Here is a 16,900-nt window from a genome sequence, read left to right as displayed (position 1 = left end):
GGGCGCGAAGGAACGCTGCCTTTCCCCTTTGCCGCCGGACGCTCATCCATCAGAACGTCGCCTTCACGCCCGTGAAGGCGGAGAAGCCCGGCGTCGCGTAGCCCCGCACTGTCTGGTAGTCGACGTCGAAGGCGTTCTCGACACGGACATACACCTCGGTCGCCTCCGTCGGCTTGTAGGCAAGCTTCGCGTTCAGCAGGAAATAGTCGTCCAGCTGGAAATCCCCGGAATCGACCGTGTCGAGCGCGACCTTACCGCTTGCCGAAATGGTCCACTTTTCAGCCGGTTGCACGACCGTCGACAGGCCGATCGCATGGCGCGGGATGCGAATGTTGCGCGCGCCGGTTGCCGTGTGCGAATCCGTGTAGGTGTAGGAGCCGGCGAGGCTGAGCCACTCGTTCGCCGTCCAGGCGACAGACGTCTCGACGCCACGCGAGGTGGTCACGCCGGGAACCTGATTGTAGCCGGGGCCCGAATAGGCGATCAGGTTATCGATATCGATCTGGAAGAACGTGACGTCGGCGATCAGATTGTCCGCCAGCCTCTGCTCGACGCCGATGTCGTAGCTGATGCTCGTCTCCGGCTGCAGGAGCGGGTTGGCGCCGAACGGACCGTAGAGTTCGTTCAGGCTCGGCGCGCGAAAGCCCGTGCCGAGCGAAGCGTGGAGGCGGGTATTGGTCGGGAAGGCATAGGACGCCGAAGCGCGATAGGTTCCGTATCCTCCAAACGCGCTGTGATCGTCGTAGCGGCCGCCGGCCGTCAGCGTCAGGCTGTCGACGGGCTGGAAAACCACCTGTCCCCATACGCCGCCGATGGTGAAATCGGCGGATGCGCCGGGCACCTCGATCGACTGGCGCTCGTAGTCGGCGCCGTATTGGAGCGTGATCCGCTCCGTCACGTCGAAGGCCCCCTGATAGTCGGCCTTCACGCGATCACCGAGATATTCCCCGTCGAAGAACGTGCCGGTGATCGACCGGTCGATGTCGAAACCCTGCACCGAGACGGTGTTGCGCGCCCGGCCGTCCATGAGATCGAGATTGAAGCCCATGCGCCCGGCCAACTGGCGGCTGTGGTTGGTCGCGGTGAGATTGTCGCCGATCGGGAAGGAATCATCGAACTCGGCCGAGGCATTGATGTAGAGGAGCGAACCGAACACCGAAAAATTCTCGTTGAAGCGATGCTCGGCCGCGGCGTCGACAGTGACGTTTTCGTAGCCGTCACGTTCTGTGCCGTTCGCCGCCGACGAAATGCCGTCGGTGCGGAAGCCGGTGATGTTTATCCCCGCGCGAGACGTCTCCGTCGCGGCGCGCAGGCCGTAGCGGCCAAGCGCCGTGCCGTTGGAGCCTCCTTCGATATGGAAAAGGTGCTGCACGCCGATCTTGTAGTCCGTCAGCGTCGAAAGGCTGATCACGCCCGCGATCGCTTCCGAACCATAGAGCGTGCTCTGCGATCCCTTGAGAACCTCGATCTCCTCGATCCCGCCGGTGAGCAGGTATTGGTAGGATGTCTGGACCTGCGGCGCGGTCGGGTCGCCGATATCGATGCCGTTGAACAGGGTCTTCACATAGCGCTTCGGCTGGCCGCGCACGGCAAGGGATCCCTCGCCGCCGACGCTGCCCGGCTGGCTGATCGCGACGCCGGGAACAGTGTCGAGATAGTCGATAACCGTCGGTTGCGACCTCTCCTCGATCTCCTTCTTCGTGATCTTCTCCACCTTGGAGCCGGTCTTGGCCTTGTCGCCCGGCGCGCGGTTGGGCGTCACCACAATCTCGCCGATGTCGATTTCCTGCGCACCGGCCGGCGCCAGACCCGCAAGAAGAATTGCGGCAAGCGCCGTCTGCGCCGCCAATGCGAGTGTCTTTGCCCCGTAAACCTTCATATCATCCCCCACCGGTCCGTGCCGGATCAGATTGCGTTGGCGCTGGTGGGGTGTTGCGGTCCCGGCCCAGCGATGACTTCTCGTCACCGCTGTTCAAGACAGCCCCGGAAGCTCCCCGCATCCGGAAGGTGACGTCGAAGGCAGGTCTCCTGGCTCACGGCTCGTCGGCGCATTCGCCTTCCCGGGCATTGCCCAGTGGCTTCGTGAATGCACCTCACCGTTCACAGTTGCGGGGGCAGCTACGGCCTGGGGATGGATCCCGTTCCGTATTCCCTTTTCATCCGCGCCCCGAGGACGCGGAAACCTTCGGCAGAAATCTCGTAACAAGCCGCCCGGGCGCGGTCAATCATGCGGCAATGCGGCGAAGCGGATGGCGCAGGGAAGTCTGCGAGGCGCCAACTCCCCGATTCTTTAGCGATTCGAGACGCTTCGACTGGACGGCCGATGCCCTGGAAATGCGCGCTGAAGGTCGAAGCCGGATGCAGATCGACCGAAACCGCGCCATCTGCACAATTCGCAGTCAGGCGGCCGTCACATTTCCGCAACAGGGCCGCCGCAACCGGCCGAAAATGCGGCCAAACGGCGACGTTTCTGTTGAACTGGCAAAGGAAGTCCCGCACAAATTCGGCAAGGGACGCACAGCAGCCGACCGCTGGCGCTTTCGGGACACTTCGAAAACGGAGAGCATAACATGAACATCAAGGGCCTTCTTCTCGGCTCGGCGGCTGCCCTCGCGGCGGTGACCGGCGCGAATGCTGCGGACGCCGTCATGGCGCCCGAGCCGGAGCCGGTGGAATACGTTCGCGTCTGCGACGCCTACGGCTCGGGCTTCTTCTACATCCCCGGCACCGAGACCTGCCTGCAGATCTCGGGCTATGTGTGGTACCAGGTTGGGACTGGTAGCTATGACAATGCTTTCGATACCCCGTCCTACAACTATGGCGTCTCTCAGCAAGACGGTTGGATGAAGTCGGTTCGTGCCCGTCTGAACATCGACGCGCGTTCTGAGACCGAATGGGGCACGCTGCGCTCCTACATCCGCCTGCAGGCAGATTGGAACGGCACGGGCTCTTACCCCGGCCTCGGCACTAACGACGGACCGGTCGGCATCGATCAGGCCTATATCGAACTGGGCGGCCTGCGCATGGGCTACACCGAGTCGGCTTGGGCCGAGACGGTCAACGGAATCTCGAGCTACGGCTCGCATACCTGGGGTGGCCTCTACTACGGCTACCAGGAACGTGCTCTGATCCAGTACAACTTCTCGTCGAACGGCTTCTTCGGCACCATTTCGCTCGAAGATGACGCGCTTGATGGTGAGGGTTACGTGCCGGATGTTGTGGCCCTTGTCGGTTATGGTGGCGGCTGGGGTGCGGTGTGGGCTCGCGCAGCCTATGACGAGAGCTTTGATGGCACGTCGGACGGCTTCGGTGGTTTCAATGATGGCGGATTTGCCGCATCGATTGGCACCCAGATCAACATCCCGAACATGCCGGGTTCTTCGTTCCGCCTTATCGGCTACTATGCCGATGGTGACCATCAGTATGGCGCGGGCAGCAGCTGGACGGCGTTTTCCACGATGGGCAACTCTGAGTTCTCGGTCCTGGCATCCTACTATCAGCAGTTCACCGAGACCTTCGGCGCATCGGTCGGTGTGCAGTATTTCAACGACTTTTATGTCGCTGGAACTGACATCTCGACGGGCGTTGACGGCTGGTCGGCAGACCTCGGCCTGGTGTGGGTGCCGGTTACGAACTTTGAGGTTCGGACCGAACTCAACTATGATGACAACGATGTGGATGACGGCACGGTGTCCGGCTATCTCCGCTTCACGCGCTTCTTCTGATCCACGGATTGGCGTGATATTCCAGGGCTCGGCGGGAAACCGCCGGGCCCTTTCCGTTGCATATTAGGTGCACGGAGCCGACTCCGCGCTTATGGACAATAGCCAGGCGGCTACGTGCTCACCGGACCGACCTTCCTCTGACCGAAGGACGTGTCGGTCACGAATAGTCCAAGGCTCCACTTCAGCAGACGAGGCCTGACGTCAGCGCGGCTTCGCCGACAATAGCGGATTGCGGAGCGAGGCGTCGCACAGCCCGTAGCTCAACCTGCCATCGCAACGAGCTACCAAGCGTGATCGGTTTCGCAGCAATTTATCTTGATAATCTTTGTCATATATATTCTATGGTGCGTGAAGCGTGGGGGACTGGTGTTGCTTCGATGCAATTCCAGGTTCCATTCGTCTAACAGGCTCATAAAAGCGCTTTCGCGTCGGTGGGCGTGCTTGTAACGTTATTACATTACGCGTGGATTGATTCGGTGAATGGTCGCGCGTAAGCCGGGCTTCAGCCATACACAGGATGCCCGGCCTGATGAATTGCAAACCGGGGTAAACCATGAAGTCCTTGAAATTCCTCTCCATCGCCGGCGCCTTGTCCGTCTCGCCCGGCGCCGTATTCGCGGCCGACGCAGTGCTGGCGCCGGAACCCGAACCGGTCGAGTATGTCCGCGTCTGCGATGCCTATGGCGCTGGCTTCTTCTACATCCCCGGCACCGAAACCTGCCTGCAGATCTCTGGCTATGTCTGGTACCAAATCGGCGCGGCGAGCGACGGCGAAACGCCTAACTATAATGGTTTTGAGCCGGACGGCTGGAACAAGGGCGTTCGTGCGCGCGTGAACTTCGATGCTCGTTCCGAAACTGAATGGGGTACGCTGCGGTCCTATATCCGCCTGCAAGCCGATTGGAGTGGCACTGGATCGTATTCTGGGCTCGGAGCGAATGACGGCCCGGTTGGAATTCACCAGGCATGGCTGAGCCTCGGCGGTTTCCGCGCCGGCTATTCCGAATCGGCCTGGTCCGACACGGTCGTCGGAGAGGTGGGAACGTTCGGATCGCATTCCGACAATGCAATGTCCTTCGGCGACCAGCGCCGCGCGATCATGCAGTACAATTTCGAGCGCAACGGCTTCTTCGGCGTGCTCTCGCTGGAAGACGACAACTATGCGGGGGCAGGTGCGCTCGACAACAATGAGGGCTTCATGCCTGATGTTGTCGCCGTGCTCGGCTATGCTGGCGGCTGGGGCGGTGTGTGGGGCCGTATCGGGTACGATGAAAGCTTCGACGGTTCTCTCTATCAAGTTTCTCCTGGAGTGTACACGGTGAATAGCGGCGGTTTCGGCGCCTCGCTCGGTCTTCAGGTCAACGTGCCGAACATGGAAGGTTCGTCCTTCCGCCTGATCGGCTACTACGCCGACGGCGACCACACCTACGGCACGTTGCATGGTCCGGCGGCAGACGCGTTCGGCGGCAACGGCAATTCCGAATGGTCGATCCTGGCGTCCTACGGGCACCAGTTCACCGAGACGTTCGGCGCCTCGGTTGGCTACCAGTATTTCAGCGATTTTTACGAGGGCGGCAGGGACGTGAAGACGGGCCTGAACGGCCAGTCGGCCGAACTGTCGCTGGTGTGGGTGCCGGTCACCAACTTCGAGGTCCGCTCGGAGGTCCAGTACGACAAGATCGAGACGCTCGACGGCACCGTGTCCGGCTACCTGCGGTTCACCCGCTTCTTCTGATCGCTGCGGACTGTTTCGAAACGCCCGGCCTCGCGCCGGGCGTTTCTTTTTGGGCGATTGTTGCGCTGCACCGAATTCACTAAGGAGAGCCTGCCCAACGTCGAGCCGCTCCATGACCCGCCCCCGCCTCACCGCCCTTGCCCAGTCGCTGCCGGCCACGGTTCCCTTCGTCGGACCGGAAACGCAGGAACGGCAGCGCGGGCGGCCGTTCCGTGCCCGGATCGGCGCCAACGAGAACGGCTTCGGCGCGTCGCCGCGCGTTGCGGATGCGATCGCAGCGTCTGCTCCCGAGATGTGGAAATACTCCGACCCGGAGAATTTCGAGTTGCGGCAGCTCGTGGCAGCTCATCATGGCGTCGCGCCTGAAAACATCATGATCGGCGAAGGCATCGACGGCCTGCTCAGCCTCGTCGTGCGCCTCTTCGTCGAACCGGGCCAGCCGGTCGTCACCTCGCTCGGCGCTTATCCCACCTTCAACTACCACGTCGCGGGTTTCGGCGGCCGGCTCGTTACGGCGCCCTATCGCGATGATCGCGAGGACATCGAGGCGTTGCTCGAGGCCGTGAAGCGCGAAGCCGCACCGCTCGTCTATCTCGCCAATCCCGACAATCCGATGGGAACCTGGTGGGAGGGCGGCGAGATCCAGCGCTTCATCGAGGCGCTGCCGGACACAACGCTGCTCGTGCTCGACGAGGCTTATACAGAAATGGCGCCCGCCTCCTCGCGCCCTCCCCTCGACCCCGCCCGGCCGAACGTGCTGCGCATGCGCACCTTCTCCAAGGCCTATGGGCTCGCTGGCATGCGCTGCGGCTATGCGATCGGCGAGGCAGAGACGATCCGCGCCTTCGACAAGGTGCGCAACCATTTCGGCATGAGCCGCATGACGCAGGTCGCGGCTGCCGCTGCGATCGCAGACCAGGCATGGCTCGCGGACGTGCTGGCGCGCATCGCCGACGGCCGACGGCGCATCGAGGGCATTGCCGCGGACAACGGCCTCGCCGCGCTGCCTTCCGCGACCAACTTCGTCACGATCGACTGCGGCGGCGACGGCGCCTTCGCCCTGAAGGTCATGCAGTCGCTGATCGACCGCGACGTGTTCGTGCGCAAGCCGATGGCCCCTCGGCTCGACCGCTGCATCCGGGTCAGCACCGGGCCGGAGGACGAACTCGCCATCTTCGCCAAGGAACTGCCGGGCGCGCTCGCCGCTGCGCGCGGCAACTGAGCGTCACGCGACATCGCCTAAGCAGCGACGCGCACCACCAGCTTGCCGAAGTTCTTGCCCTCCAGCAGTCCCATGAAGGCCTGCGGCGCGTTTTCCAGCCCATCGACGATGTCTTCGCGGTAGCGCACAGCTCCGTCCGCGATCCAGCCCGCCATGTCGCGATAGAAATCCTTCCGCTGGTCGACGAATTCGCGCTGGATGAAGCCACGAATGTTGAGACTACGGCTCAGCACCTCGCGCATCATCGTCGGCAGGCGATCCGTTCCCGCATGCTCGGTGGCATTATACTGGGCAATCAGACCGCAGACCGGAATGCGCGCGAATTCGTTCAGCAGCGGGAAGACGGCGTCCCAGACATGGCCGCCGACATTCTCGAAATAAACGTCGATCCCGTCCGGGCAGGCTGCGGCGAGCTCGGCGGCGAAGTCGGGCGACCTGTGGTCCACGACGGCATCGAAGCCCAGCTCGTCGCGCACGAAGGCACATTTCTCCGGCCCGCCCGCGATGCCGACGGCACGTGAGCCCTTGATGCGCGCAATCTGCCCGACGACCGAGCCGACCGCGCCGCTCGCGGCCGCCACCACGACGGTCTCGCCCGGCTGCGGCTTGCCGATGGTCAGCAGGCCCGCATAGGCGGTGAAGCCCGGCATGCCCAGCACGCCGAGCGCGGTGGTCAGCGGCGCGGCGGAGGCATCGAGCTTGCGCAGCCCCGCGCCGTCGGAGATCGCGAAACTCTGCCAGCCCGAATGGGACAGCACGACGTCGCCCACGGCGAACTTCGGATTTCGCGACGCGATCACCTCGGCGACCGTGCCACCCTCCATCACCGCGCCGATGTCCACCGGCTTGGCGTAGGATTTGGCGTCGTTCATGCGACCGCGCATATAGGGGTCGAGCGAGAGATAGAGGATCTTCAGCAGCACCTCCCCTTCCGCCGGCTGAGGCGCATCGACCGTCTCGATGCGGAAATCGGTCGGCTTCGGGCGCCCCTGCGGCCGTGCGGCGAGAACGATCCTTGTGTTCGTGGGCATCGCATATCCTCCATCTGACGATCCGACCCTACCTCGAGACAGAGGGCCGGATGCCGTCCTCAGATGCCCGACCCGGCCCTGAAATGCCAGCCTCCCGTATCCGCTTCACATATATGAGGGCGGGCCGGGCGCTCCGCCGGCTACCGTCGTCACACGTCGCCCGTCCACCTTGAATTAAATGAACGATCGTTTTATTACTGCACCTATTGGGAGGAGTTGATGGCGCGCACGACGGGATCCGACGGCGAACGCACCGAAGCGGCGATCCGCGAGGCGGCGCTGAAGCTGATCGCGCGGCATGGCTACGATGCCGTGTCGATGCGCCAGCTCGGCGAGGAGGTCGGCGTGCAGGCGGCTGCCCTCTACCGCTATTTTCCTACCAAGGAAGACCTGCTCTTCACGCTGATGCGCGACCATATGGTAGGTCTGATCGCATCCTGGGATGCGGCCCGGCCGGCGGCGCGTGATCCGCTCGGCGGCCTGTCGACCTTCGTGCGCAATCATATCGGCTTCCACGTCGCGCGGCGGCATTCGACGCATGTCTCGAACCTCGAGCTCAGAAGCCTGTCGCCGGCCCGGCTCACCGAGGTCCTGCGGCTGCGCAATTCCTACGAGAAAGAGTTGCGGCGAATCCTGCGCGAAGGGGCCGAGAGTGGCGCCTTCGCCATCGATGACGTCGAGCTCACCGCCATGGCGATCATCCAGATGATCACCGGCGTCATCGTCTGGTTCCGTCCCGACGAACGGCTCTCGGTCGAGGAGGTGGCCGAGACCTATCACACGATGACGATGCGGCTGGTGGGCGCGGCGTCGTCAACGGGCGTTTTCCGCGACACCCCCACCCCTTACCCGTCTCCCCTTCCCGCTGCGGGGAAGGGCAAGGCGCGGGAATAGATTGGCACCGTCAGGAGGAGCGACATGTACACCAATACGCTCAATTTCGGCCTCGGCGAGGAGATCGACGCGCTGCGCGACATGGTGCGCCGCTTCGCGCAGGAGCGCATCGCGCCGCTGGCCGCCGGCATCGACCGCTCGAACGAGTTCCCGCAACAGCTCTGGAAGGAGCTCGGCGATCTCGGCCTGCTCGGCATCACCGCCGAACCGGATTTCGGCGGCACCGGGCTAGGCTATCTGGCGCAGGTGATCGCGGTGGAGGAGATCTCGCGCGCATCGGCCTCGGTCGGCCTCTCCTACGGCGCGCATTCCAACCTCTGCGTCAACCAGATTACCCGCTGGGGCACGGCCGAGCAGAAGCAGCGCTTCCTGCCGGCGCTCTGTTCCGGCGAGCATGTCGGCGCGCTCGCCATGTCGGAAAGCGGCTCGGGGTCCGACGTGGTCTCGATGCGTCTGCGGGCGGAAAAGAAGAACGACCGCTACGTGCTCAACGGCTCCAAGATGTGGATCACCAACGGGCCAGACGCGCGCACCCTGGTGGTCTATGCCAAGACCGATCCCGAGCGCGCGTCGCGCGGCATCACCGCCTTCATCCTCGACACCGCCACGAAAGGGTTCTCGGTGGCGCAGAAGCTCGACAAGCTCGGCATGCGCGGCTCCAACACCGGCGAGCTGGTCTTCGACGATGTCGAGATCCCCTTCGAGAACGTCCTGCATGAGGAAGGCCGCGGCGTCGAGGTGCTGATGAGCGGCCTCGACTATGAGCGCGTCGTGCTCGCCGCCGGCCCTGTCGGCATCATGGCCGCCTGCATGGACGTCGCTGTTCCCTACGTCCACGAGCGCAAACAGTTCGGCCAGCCGATCGGCGAATTCCAGCTCGTGCAGGGCAAGCTCGCCGACATGTATGCGACGATGAACGCAGCCAGGGCCTATGTCTACGCCGTGGCCCAGGCCTGCGACCGCGGCGAGACCACCCGAAAGGACTCGGCAGGCTGCGTGCTCTACGCCGCGGAAAAGGCGACGCTGATGGCGCTCGACGCGATCCAGCTCCTCGGCGGCAACGGCTACGTCAACGACTACCCCACCGGCCGCCTGCTGCGCGACGCCAAGCTCTACGAGATCGGCGCGGGAACCAGCGAGATCAGGCGCTGGCTGATTGGCCGGGAGATCATGGCCGAGGGGTAAGACAGCGTCCGCCACGCATTGACATGGACGGATGGACGGCAACCGCAGCCGCTATGCGCTCTCCGCCGCCGGCAGGCGCATGACGACGCGCAGGCCGCCCGGCTCCCACGCCCTCTCGACCGATCCGCCGGCGCTGCGGACAACCCGATCGATCATCGCGCTGCCGAAGCCGCTCCGCTTCGGATCGGAAACGGCGGGTCCTCCAGTCTCGACCCACGTCAGAACTAGTTCGGCGCCTTTCGTGCGCCAGTCTATGTCGACTCGCCCGTTTTCCGAGCCCAAGGCGCCGTATTTGACCGAGTTGGTGGCGAGTTCATGCAGAAAAAGGCTCACCGTCGTCATGTCGCGCTGGGCCACGAAAGCCTGTTCGCCGGCGCCGTGATACTTGCCCTCATATGGCTTCAGCACCGAGGCCACGAGCAGGCCGACATCGAGCGCATGGGCCGAGGAGTAAGGCATCTCGGACTGTTCGAAGGCTGTATCAGAAGCGAGTGCGAGCGCCTCCAGCCTGCCGCGAAGGATTTCCGTCGCGCTTGCTCCGTCAGGGTCGGCGGCAGCCTGCCTCTCGCACATAGAAATCAGCCCTGAGGCCACGGCGAAGACGTTCTTGATGCGGTGACGCATCTCCCGGGCCAGCAATCGCTCCCCCTCCATCGCGATTTCCAGCTCGCGCTCCAACCGTGCCTTGGCGGTCACGTCGCGGGAGACGCACAGGATGAGTTGAACTTCTCCTGCCTCGTCGATCACCGGCGTCAGAAGGTTGTCCCAATAGCGTGTCTCGCCTTCCGCCTCGCTCTGGCCCGGGAAGCGGGCATTCTGTCCTTGCGCTGCGTGCGACAGGGCGATCTGCCCGGCCTGGTGCACCCCATCCGGCAGCAGAGGCAGCCACGGCATGCCGAAGCCGCTGTCCTCGGCGACGCCCAGAGCGACGCATCCGGCTCTGTTCATCTGCAGGAGCGTGCCATCGGTCGAAATGACCTTGATGCAGTCGACGCTCGCGTCGAGCATGGCTTTCTGAACGGGCGTATGCGGCACGATCCCATGGCTGAAGCCGTCCGGGAACAAGGCGCTCTTGTAGATGCCGGCCGACGTCTCCATAGCCACCTCCTGAGCAGACATTCCGCCCGATCATACATGCTAGACGATCGCCCACATCGCCTCAATGGGAGCGATAAACGGGCCGGATTACGATGCGGTAGGCGGGGCGTATGCGTCCTTCCAGATGAACCCCGCGCGGCATTCGCGCCGCGCGGGGCCTTTTCACAGCGACACGCCCCTGGCCTGTGCCCAACGGTCGAGCACCTTCGTCTCGTCCGCCGAAGCCAACCTGTTGCCGAAGCCGCGGATCTGCACGGCGCGGTCGTTGCGGTCGAGCTCGATGGTGAGCAGCCGCGACGCGTCCTTGCCAGCCTTCCTCCGCAGCGACCAGATCGAGGCATGGCCGGCAATGCACTTGCCTGCGTAGGTCCAAACGCAGTGGTGCATCGCGCGGCTTTCGGCGACGAGGTCCTCCGCGCTGGTCAGCTGCACCACCACGAACTCCTCGCGCCGCGCCCTCGCCTCCTTGCCCGGCGGCTGCCAGCTCCAGTTCTGCAGCCTGGAGCCGGCCCACCGCGTCTCCTGAGCCGCCTGCGGCCCGCTGAAGCGACGGCGCATCGCCTCGATCCGCGCCACGGCGGCCACGTCGCGGTGCCACTCTGCGGACAGGCGCCGGAGCGAGGCGAGCGTGCGCCCCTTCAGGCTGAAGCGCCGGTCGCGCTCGCGCGCCGCGGCGATGTAGTCGCAGAGATCGTCGATCTCCTCGCGGCTCGCCGGGTGCGTGCAGAAGAAGCGCGCCACCTCGCGCCAGAAGCCGAGCTCGGCCCGGGGCGTGGCGGCGATCCGCGACCGCGCGATCCGCAGCGCAAGCGCCGGATCCTCCGACAGGCCGCGCGCGATGGCGAGCCAGAACGCCTCCTCGAAGCGCAGGTCTCCCCGCGCCGAGAGGAAGGCGTGCACCTCCTTGCGGCTCAGCCATTCGGATGCACCGGCCTTGTAGAGCGAGTCACCGCGGGCCGCCGCCACATACCAGCGCTTGCGCAGCATCGCCTCGGCCGGATCGAGCCCACCCGGCTCGATCCAGATCCGCTCGAGATGCGCGGGCACGGCATAGCGCGCGAAGAGATGGCGCGCCGCCGCCAGCCTGAGCCGGCCGGGGTCGCGCGTCTTCAGCTTCGGCTGCCACTCGTGCGAGGGCCGCACGATGTCGTTCACGAAGCCGCGCTTGACCTCGTCGATCGCGTTCTCGAAATCGGGCGCGGGCCGAGGGGCCGCAAAGACGCGCCGGAGCGTCGCCTCATAGGCCTCGATGCGCTGGCGCTCGGCGTCGCGCCGCTGTTTCAATAGGGAACGTGCCATGGCCGTCCATCCTCACTGGAGTCCTGTCTGCCGGACGCAATGCGAGCGCCGGCGCGATATGCGTGGCTCTCGGTTGGCCGGTCATGACGGTCTCCTCGGACGAATGGCCTCTTCCCCGGCGGAAGTGGCGGGAGCGGGCTGCTAAAGACGGATCGTGGCGGGATTGTGAAGGCGCCGCTCGGCATAGGCAGCAGTTTATGCCACATGACCTACATCATTGACATTCTATCCTCCTCGGTCCATTTTTCTTACGTTGCGACAGGAGAGATATGTCATGACGGCTTTGGAGACGCACCGCATGCAGGACGTCGTGAAGAACCTCACGACGGTCTCGGACAAGATCAGGGCCTTGGATGATGCCGGCTTCGAACGTGCCGACATCGCACGCTTTCTCGACAAGCGTTACCAGCATGTCCGGAACGTGCTTGTCTCCAGATCACCTGCCAAAGTGCGTGTGTCGGCCGTGCAGGACGCATCCCATGGACAAACGGCTGCCCAGCCGCGCCTCAAGGCGAAGATACAGATAGGTGCCGGAGGTCGGATCGTCATACCTGTTGAAATGAGGGTCGCGATGGGCATTTCGGAAGGCGACGAACTGATCGCGCGGGTCGTCGATGGCGAACTCAGATTGCTTTCGCAGAACAGCGCGGTGAAGCGCGCTCAAGAATTGGTTCGTCAGTTCGTGCCGGCGGGCACGAAACTCGTTGACGAACTGCTTAGCGACAGGCGAACTGAAGCACGGCGGGAAGACGCCGAATGAAATATGTTCTCGATGCTTCGGCAGTGTTGGCCCTCCTCAACGGAGAGGCCGGCGCCGAGCATGTCATCGATAAGCTCACCGATGCGGGCATGAGTACGGTAAATGCAATTGAAGTGAGCTCCAAGCTCATCGACAAGGGCATGACGCCGGAACTGGCCTGGGAGGCACTCGATCTGCTCGAAATTCCTTTGCACGATCTGGACGTGGCACTGGCCCGTGCGGCTGCCGCTCTTCGCAATCCCACGAAATCCAGAGGACTCTCGCTTGCCGATCGTGCATGCTTGGCGCTGGCGGACCGGGAGGGTGCCCCCGCCCTGACCGCGGATCGAAACTGGGCAGATCTCGACCTGCCCTGTCCGGTCGAATTCATCCGATAGGTAGTCATGCCCGCCATTTCCTCATCGATTTCCCCCTCTTCCGATACCTTCCGCGCCAATGCCGAGAGGATGCGCGGGCTCGTCGCCGATATCCGGGCCAAGGCCGCGATCGTCGAACAGGGCGGGCCAGAGGAGCAGCGCGAGCGGCATGTGTCGCGCGGCAAGCTGCTGCCCCGCGACCGCCTCGCCCAGCTGCTCGACACCGGCGCGCCCTTTCTCGAAATCGGCCAGTTCGCGGCGTGGGACATGTATGGCGGCGACATCGCATCCGCCGGCATGATCGCCGGCATCGGCCGGATTGAAGGCCGCGAATGCATGGTCGTCGTCAACGACGCCACTGTGAAGGGCGGCACCTACTATCCGATGACGGTGAAGAAGCACCTGCGCGCGCAGGAGATCGCGCGCGAGAACAACCTGCCCTGCGTCTACCTCGTCGATTCCGGCGGCGCGAACCTGCCCAACCAGGACGAGGTCTTCCCCGACCGCGAGCACTTCGGCCGCATCTTCTTCAACCAGGCGAATCTTTCCGCCGCCGGCATCCCGCAGATCGCCTGCGTCATGGGCTCCTGCACCGCCGGCGGCGCCTATGTGCCGGCGATGTCAGACGAGACAATCATGGTGCGCAATCAGGCCACCATCTTCCTCGGCGGCCCGCCGCTGGTGAAGGCGGCGACCGGCGAGGAGGTCTCGGCCGAGGATCTTGGCGGCGCCGAGGTTCACACCCGCCAGTCGGGCGTCGCCGATCACTATGCGATGAACGACGCGCATGCGCTCGCCATCACCCGCAAGATCGTGCGCAACCTCAACCGGACGAAGCGCCTGCAGGTCGCTACCGAGCCGCCGCGGCCGCCACTGTTCGACCCGAGCGAGATCCACGGCATCGTGCCGCAGGATACGCGCCAGCCCTACGACGTGCGCGAGATCATTGCGCGTGTGGTCGACGGCTCGGAGCTCGACGAGTTCAAGGCGAACTACGGCACGACGCTGGTCACCGGCTTCGCCCGTATCCACGGCCTGCCGGTCGGCATCATCGCCAACAACGGCGTGCTGTTCTCCGAAAGCGCGCTCAAGGGCGCGCATTTCATCGAGCTGTGCACGCAGCGGAAGATCCCGCTGGTCTTCCTCCAGAACATCACCGGCTTCATGGTCGGCCGCAAATACGAGGCCGGCGGCATCGCCAAGGACGGCGCCAAGCTGGTCACCGCCGTCGCCACCGCGAAGGTGCCCAAGGTCACGGTCATCATCGGCGGTTCGTTCGGCGCCGGCAACTACGGCATGTGCGGCCGCGCCTATTCGCCCCGCTTCCTGTGGATGTGGCCCAATGCCCGCATCTCGGTCATGGGCGGCGAACAGGCCGCGACCGTGCTCGCACTCGTCAAGCGCGAGGGCATCGAGCGCAAGGGCGGCTCATGGAGCGCCGAGGATGAAGCCGCCTTCCGCGCGCCGATCCTGGAGAAATACGAGAAGGAAGGTCACCCGCTCTACTCGTCCGCCCGGCTGTGGGACGACGGCATCATCGACCCTGCCCACACCCGCGAGGTCCTGGCGCTGAGCCTGAGCGCCGCACTCAACGCGGAGGTCGAGGAGACGAAGGTGGGCGTGTTCAGGATGTAGCACGCGTAATTCAAGATGGTGGAGGATCGGCAACGCTGATGTTGCAAGCTCGAATTGCATCGATTGCTGCGGTGACCGGGCTCGTTACCACCATCACGTCTTCCGCAATCGCTCAGCAGATTGCGGAAGAAATGCAAGTTCTGAAGGCCGAGTATGTTTCCGCCGAAATCAGATCGCTTCCTGACGATTGGACAGGCGGTCAGAGCGGACTCTCATTGATATTCAACACTCGCTCGACGCTCGAAGTGTCCCTCAGCGATCTAGCTCAAGAACACCGAGACGCCGCCAGATCAATCTGTCGCAAAGTAGGCGCGGCGCTCGTTACAAAGAACAAATCGCGCCCAGGCCTCGAGAACCTTCGTTTCTTTGTTGTGCAGATGAAGCGGACAACCCTGTCGCTTGGTCCGGTTCAAGGCAACTTGACTGTTGGCTTAGTCTTTGATGCCACGGATGATTGTGCTGAAATTCGGTAGGATCGACGTTCGCCGAGAGAGCTGCCTCAGCGCTCCGCGGAGTGAGGAAAGCGGGAAGCGCTCATAAGTGGTAGGAAGCATTCGCTGATGAAGGATCAACCCAAGGCTGTCAGACACCGCATCTATTCGATGAACTTCGCCAGCGTCTATCCGCACTACATCGCCAAGGCGGAAAAGAAAGGTCGCACGAAGGCCGAGGTCGACGAAATCATCTTCTGGCTGACCGGCTACGGCCCCGACGATCTCGCAACCATCCTGTCGGACAAGACCGACTTCGAGACGTTCTTCGCCAAGGCCCCTCGCCCCAACCCGTCCCGCGCCCGGATCAAAGGCCTGATCTGCGGCGTCCGGGTCGAGGAGATCGAGGACCCGCTGATGCGCGAGATCCGCTATCTCGACAAGCTGGTGGACGAGCTGGCCAAGGGGAAGAAGATGGAGAAGATCTTGCGGGTAGAGTGATTTTAGTTCAACGTAGCAGCTTTCCTCGACCCTTTGCACACGCAGCCAGGTCGGCGGACACTCTCATACTCTGCTCGATTCCATATCGCCCCGTCTTTCCACCCTCGTTCAGGTAGTAGAGGTCCACCTTGATTGGATATAACTTTTCTTCCGACCAACCATCCGCAAGAGCTGCATGCCAACGAGGTCCTATTCCAACACTCAAATAGAACGGCCTGCTATCCGATCCCGCCAACAGATTGTCCTTTTCGAGACCGTGCTGGGAATAACCCTCCCAACCATCTATCCACGATAAATTTTCTCCGGCGATTGGAATTTTTGAGAAACGCCTCAGGTAAACAAGCTCAGTTAGAAACTCTGTATTGTTTACTATACCCAATATGATGTGACCTGTGCACCAGCCATCCTTAGCTTCCCTGAACTGGATAACATCGGATATAAGACGAATGGATACATCCTTCGTCTGCTCGCCACCCTTGAGGCGATTGGTCAGGTCGCGCTCCAGCTGATCGTAACGTCTGCCGAGTTCCAGCGCTTGCGCTTCCAGAGCTGCCTTCAGGGGCACGAACTGACGGTCAATGTCATTGATCGATCTATCTGCGCCTCTATCAATCTCCGCACGAAACTCGTCGAGCCGGCGATTGACAACTTCGGTCTGCTGGCTTTGCCAGATAAAACTACTCCCCCCGATGAGGCCCAGGCCGACTATCAGAAGCGAAATGAATGCTATGACATTAGATGTCTTGTTGTTGAGGACACCTGGGTCATAATTCCTTTCGATAAATTGAATTCTACCATTTATCTGATCAAGAGTTTTTAGAATATCTTCTCTTATATCGCCCCCGGTCGTGCCTGTCTGGTCTTTCTGCTCATCCCCCTGCATAATTCCCCCTTACATCCGACGTTCTGTTCCCCAGTCGAATATGGAATAGAACAGAATGACGTTTCAACATGAATCTATTAGGCTCAAACCGATGTTCTTTTCGAACCGAACTGCATGCCGCTCGCCATTACCATAACGATCTCTT

The 16,900-nt window shown here is 63.0% G+C and carries 16 protein-coding genes and 1 riboswitch; of the genes, 11 read left to right on the top strand and 5 right to left on the bottom strand.

All coding sequences use genetic code 11. From position 1 onward, the window contains the following. Window positions 1–49 precede the first annotated feature (49 nt). Window positions 50–1,879, bottom strand: coding sequence for a TonB-dependent receptor plug domain-containing protein (locus tag B9Z03_RS13955; RefSeq protein WP_085464761.1), 1,830 nt, complete (start codon window positions 1,877–1,879; stop codon window positions 50–52). A 122-nt stretch (window positions 1,880–2,001) separates the two neighbouring features. Further along, window positions 2,002–2,202: riboswitch (cobalamin riboswitch) on the bottom strand. A 156-nt stretch (window positions 2,203–2,358) separates the two neighbouring features. Here B9Z03_RS13955 and B9Z03_RS30030 point away from each other — a divergent pair. From B9Z03_RS30030 to B9Z03_RS13940, 4 genes are all read left to right on the top strand, one after another. Further along, entirely contained in the window at window positions 2,359–2,574 is a 216-nt protein-coding gene (locus B9Z03_RS30030) for a hypothetical protein (protein ID WP_210191371.1), read from the top strand. Then, a complete protein-coding gene (locus B9Z03_RS13950) occupies window positions 2,571–3,725 on the top strand; it encodes a porin (protein WP_085464760.1) in 1,155 nt (384 codons plus the stop codon). Before B9Z03_RS30030 ends, B9Z03_RS13950 begins: the two co-directional genes overlap by 4 nt. A gap of 553 nt (window positions 3,726–4,278) precedes the next feature. Next, on the top strand, window positions 4,279–5,460 hold the full coding sequence (locus tag B9Z03_RS13945; RefSeq protein WP_085464759.1) for a porin: 1,182 nt from the start codon (window positions 4,279–4,281) through the stop codon (window positions 5,458–5,460). A gap of 112 nt (window positions 5,461–5,572) precedes the next feature. Then, entirely contained in the window at window positions 5,573–6,682 is a 1,110-nt protein-coding gene (locus B9Z03_RS13940; protein WP_085464758.1) for a pyridoxal phosphate-dependent aminotransferase, read from the top strand. Between the two features lie 17 nt (window positions 6,683–6,699). Here B9Z03_RS13940 and B9Z03_RS13935 read toward each other — a convergent pair whose 3' ends face one another. Continuing rightward, a complete protein-coding gene (locus B9Z03_RS13935; protein WP_085464757.1) occupies window positions 6,700–7,713 on the bottom strand; it encodes an NADP-dependent oxidoreductase in 1,014 nt (337 codons plus the stop codon). A 219-nt stretch (window positions 7,714–7,932) separates the two neighbouring features. Between B9Z03_RS13935 and B9Z03_RS13930 the strand changes: the two genes are divergently transcribed. Together B9Z03_RS13930 and B9Z03_RS13925 are read left to right on the top strand one after the other, a co-directional pair. Further along, window positions 7,933–8,607, top strand: coding sequence for a TetR/AcrR family transcriptional regulator (locus B9Z03_RS13930; protein ID WP_085464756.1), 675 nt, complete (start codon window positions 7,933–7,935; stop codon window positions 8,605–8,607). Window positions 8,608–8,631: 24 nt separating this feature from the next. Next, entirely contained in the window at window positions 8,632–9,792 is a 1,161-nt protein-coding gene (locus tag B9Z03_RS13925; RefSeq protein WP_085464755.1) for an isovaleryl-CoA dehydrogenase, read from the top strand. A gap of 51 nt (window positions 9,793–9,843) precedes the next feature. Here B9Z03_RS13925 and B9Z03_RS13920 read toward each other — a convergent pair whose 3' ends face one another. Next, complete coding sequence (locus B9Z03_RS13920) at window positions 9,844–10,890, bottom strand: sensor histidine kinase (RefSeq protein ID WP_176247521.1); 1,047 nt, start codon at window positions 10,888–10,890, stop codon at window positions 9,844–9,846. 162 nt (window positions 10,891–11,052) lie between these two features. After that, complete coding sequence (locus B9Z03_RS13915) at window positions 11,053–12,189, bottom strand: PcfJ domain-containing protein (RefSeq protein ID WP_085464753.1); 1,137 nt, start codon at window positions 12,187–12,189, stop codon at window positions 11,053–11,055. 274 nt (window positions 12,190–12,463) lie between these two features. Between B9Z03_RS13915 and B9Z03_RS13910 the strand changes: the two genes are divergently transcribed. The 5 genes from B9Z03_RS13910 to B9Z03_RS13890 all read left to right on the top strand — a co-directional run bounded on the left by B9Z03_RS13910 (window position 12,464) and on the right by B9Z03_RS13890 (window position 15,872). Continuing rightward, window positions 12,464–12,949, top strand: coding sequence for an AbrB/MazE/SpoVT family DNA-binding domain-containing protein (locus B9Z03_RS13910; RefSeq protein WP_085464752.1), 486 nt, complete (start codon window positions 12,464–12,466; stop codon window positions 12,947–12,949). Continuing rightward, window positions 12,946–13,326: a type II toxin-antitoxin system VapC family toxin gene (locus B9Z03_RS13905; protein WP_085464751.1), complete on the top strand. Its 381-nt coding sequence runs from the start codon at window positions 12,946–12,948 to the stop codon at window positions 13,324–13,326. Before B9Z03_RS13910 ends, B9Z03_RS13905 begins: the two co-directional genes overlap by 4 nt. A gap of 6 nt (window positions 13,327–13,332) precedes the next feature. Continuing rightward, complete coding sequence (locus B9Z03_RS13900) at window positions 13,333–14,940, top strand: carboxyl transferase domain-containing protein (protein WP_085464750.1); 1,608 nt, start codon at window positions 13,333–13,335, stop codon at window positions 14,938–14,940. Window positions 14,941–14,978: 38 nt separating this feature from the next. Beyond that, window positions 14,979–15,413, top strand: a complete 435-nt coding sequence (locus B9Z03_RS13895) for a hypothetical protein (protein ID WP_085464749.1) — start codon at window positions 14,979–14,981, stop codon at window positions 15,411–15,413. An 87-nt stretch (window positions 15,414–15,500) separates the two neighbouring features. Continuing rightward, on the top strand, window positions 15,501–15,872 hold the full coding sequence (locus tag B9Z03_RS13890) for a DUF2200 domain-containing protein (protein ID WP_085464748.1): 372 nt from the start codon (window positions 15,501–15,503) through the stop codon (window positions 15,870–15,872). Window positions 15,873–15,879: 7 nt separating this feature from the next. Here the strand turns inward: B9Z03_RS13890 and B9Z03_RS13885 are convergent, their stop codons facing one another. Further along, the gene (locus B9Z03_RS13885; protein ID WP_085464747.1) at window positions 15,880–16,755 is read right to left on the bottom strand and encodes a hypothetical protein; all 876 of its coding nucleotides are present in this window, start codon (window positions 16,753–16,755) and stop codon (window positions 15,880–15,882) included. Between the last annotated feature and the right edge of the window lie 145 nt (window positions 16,756–16,900).

Source organism: Mesorhizobium australicum, assembly GCF_900177325.1.
GTDB classification, from domain to species: Bacteria; Pseudomonadota; Alphaproteobacteria; order Rhizobiales; family Rhizobiaceae; genus Mesorhizobium_A; species Mesorhizobium_A australicum_A.
This window is presented reverse-complemented; position numbering and strand designations above follow the sequence as displayed.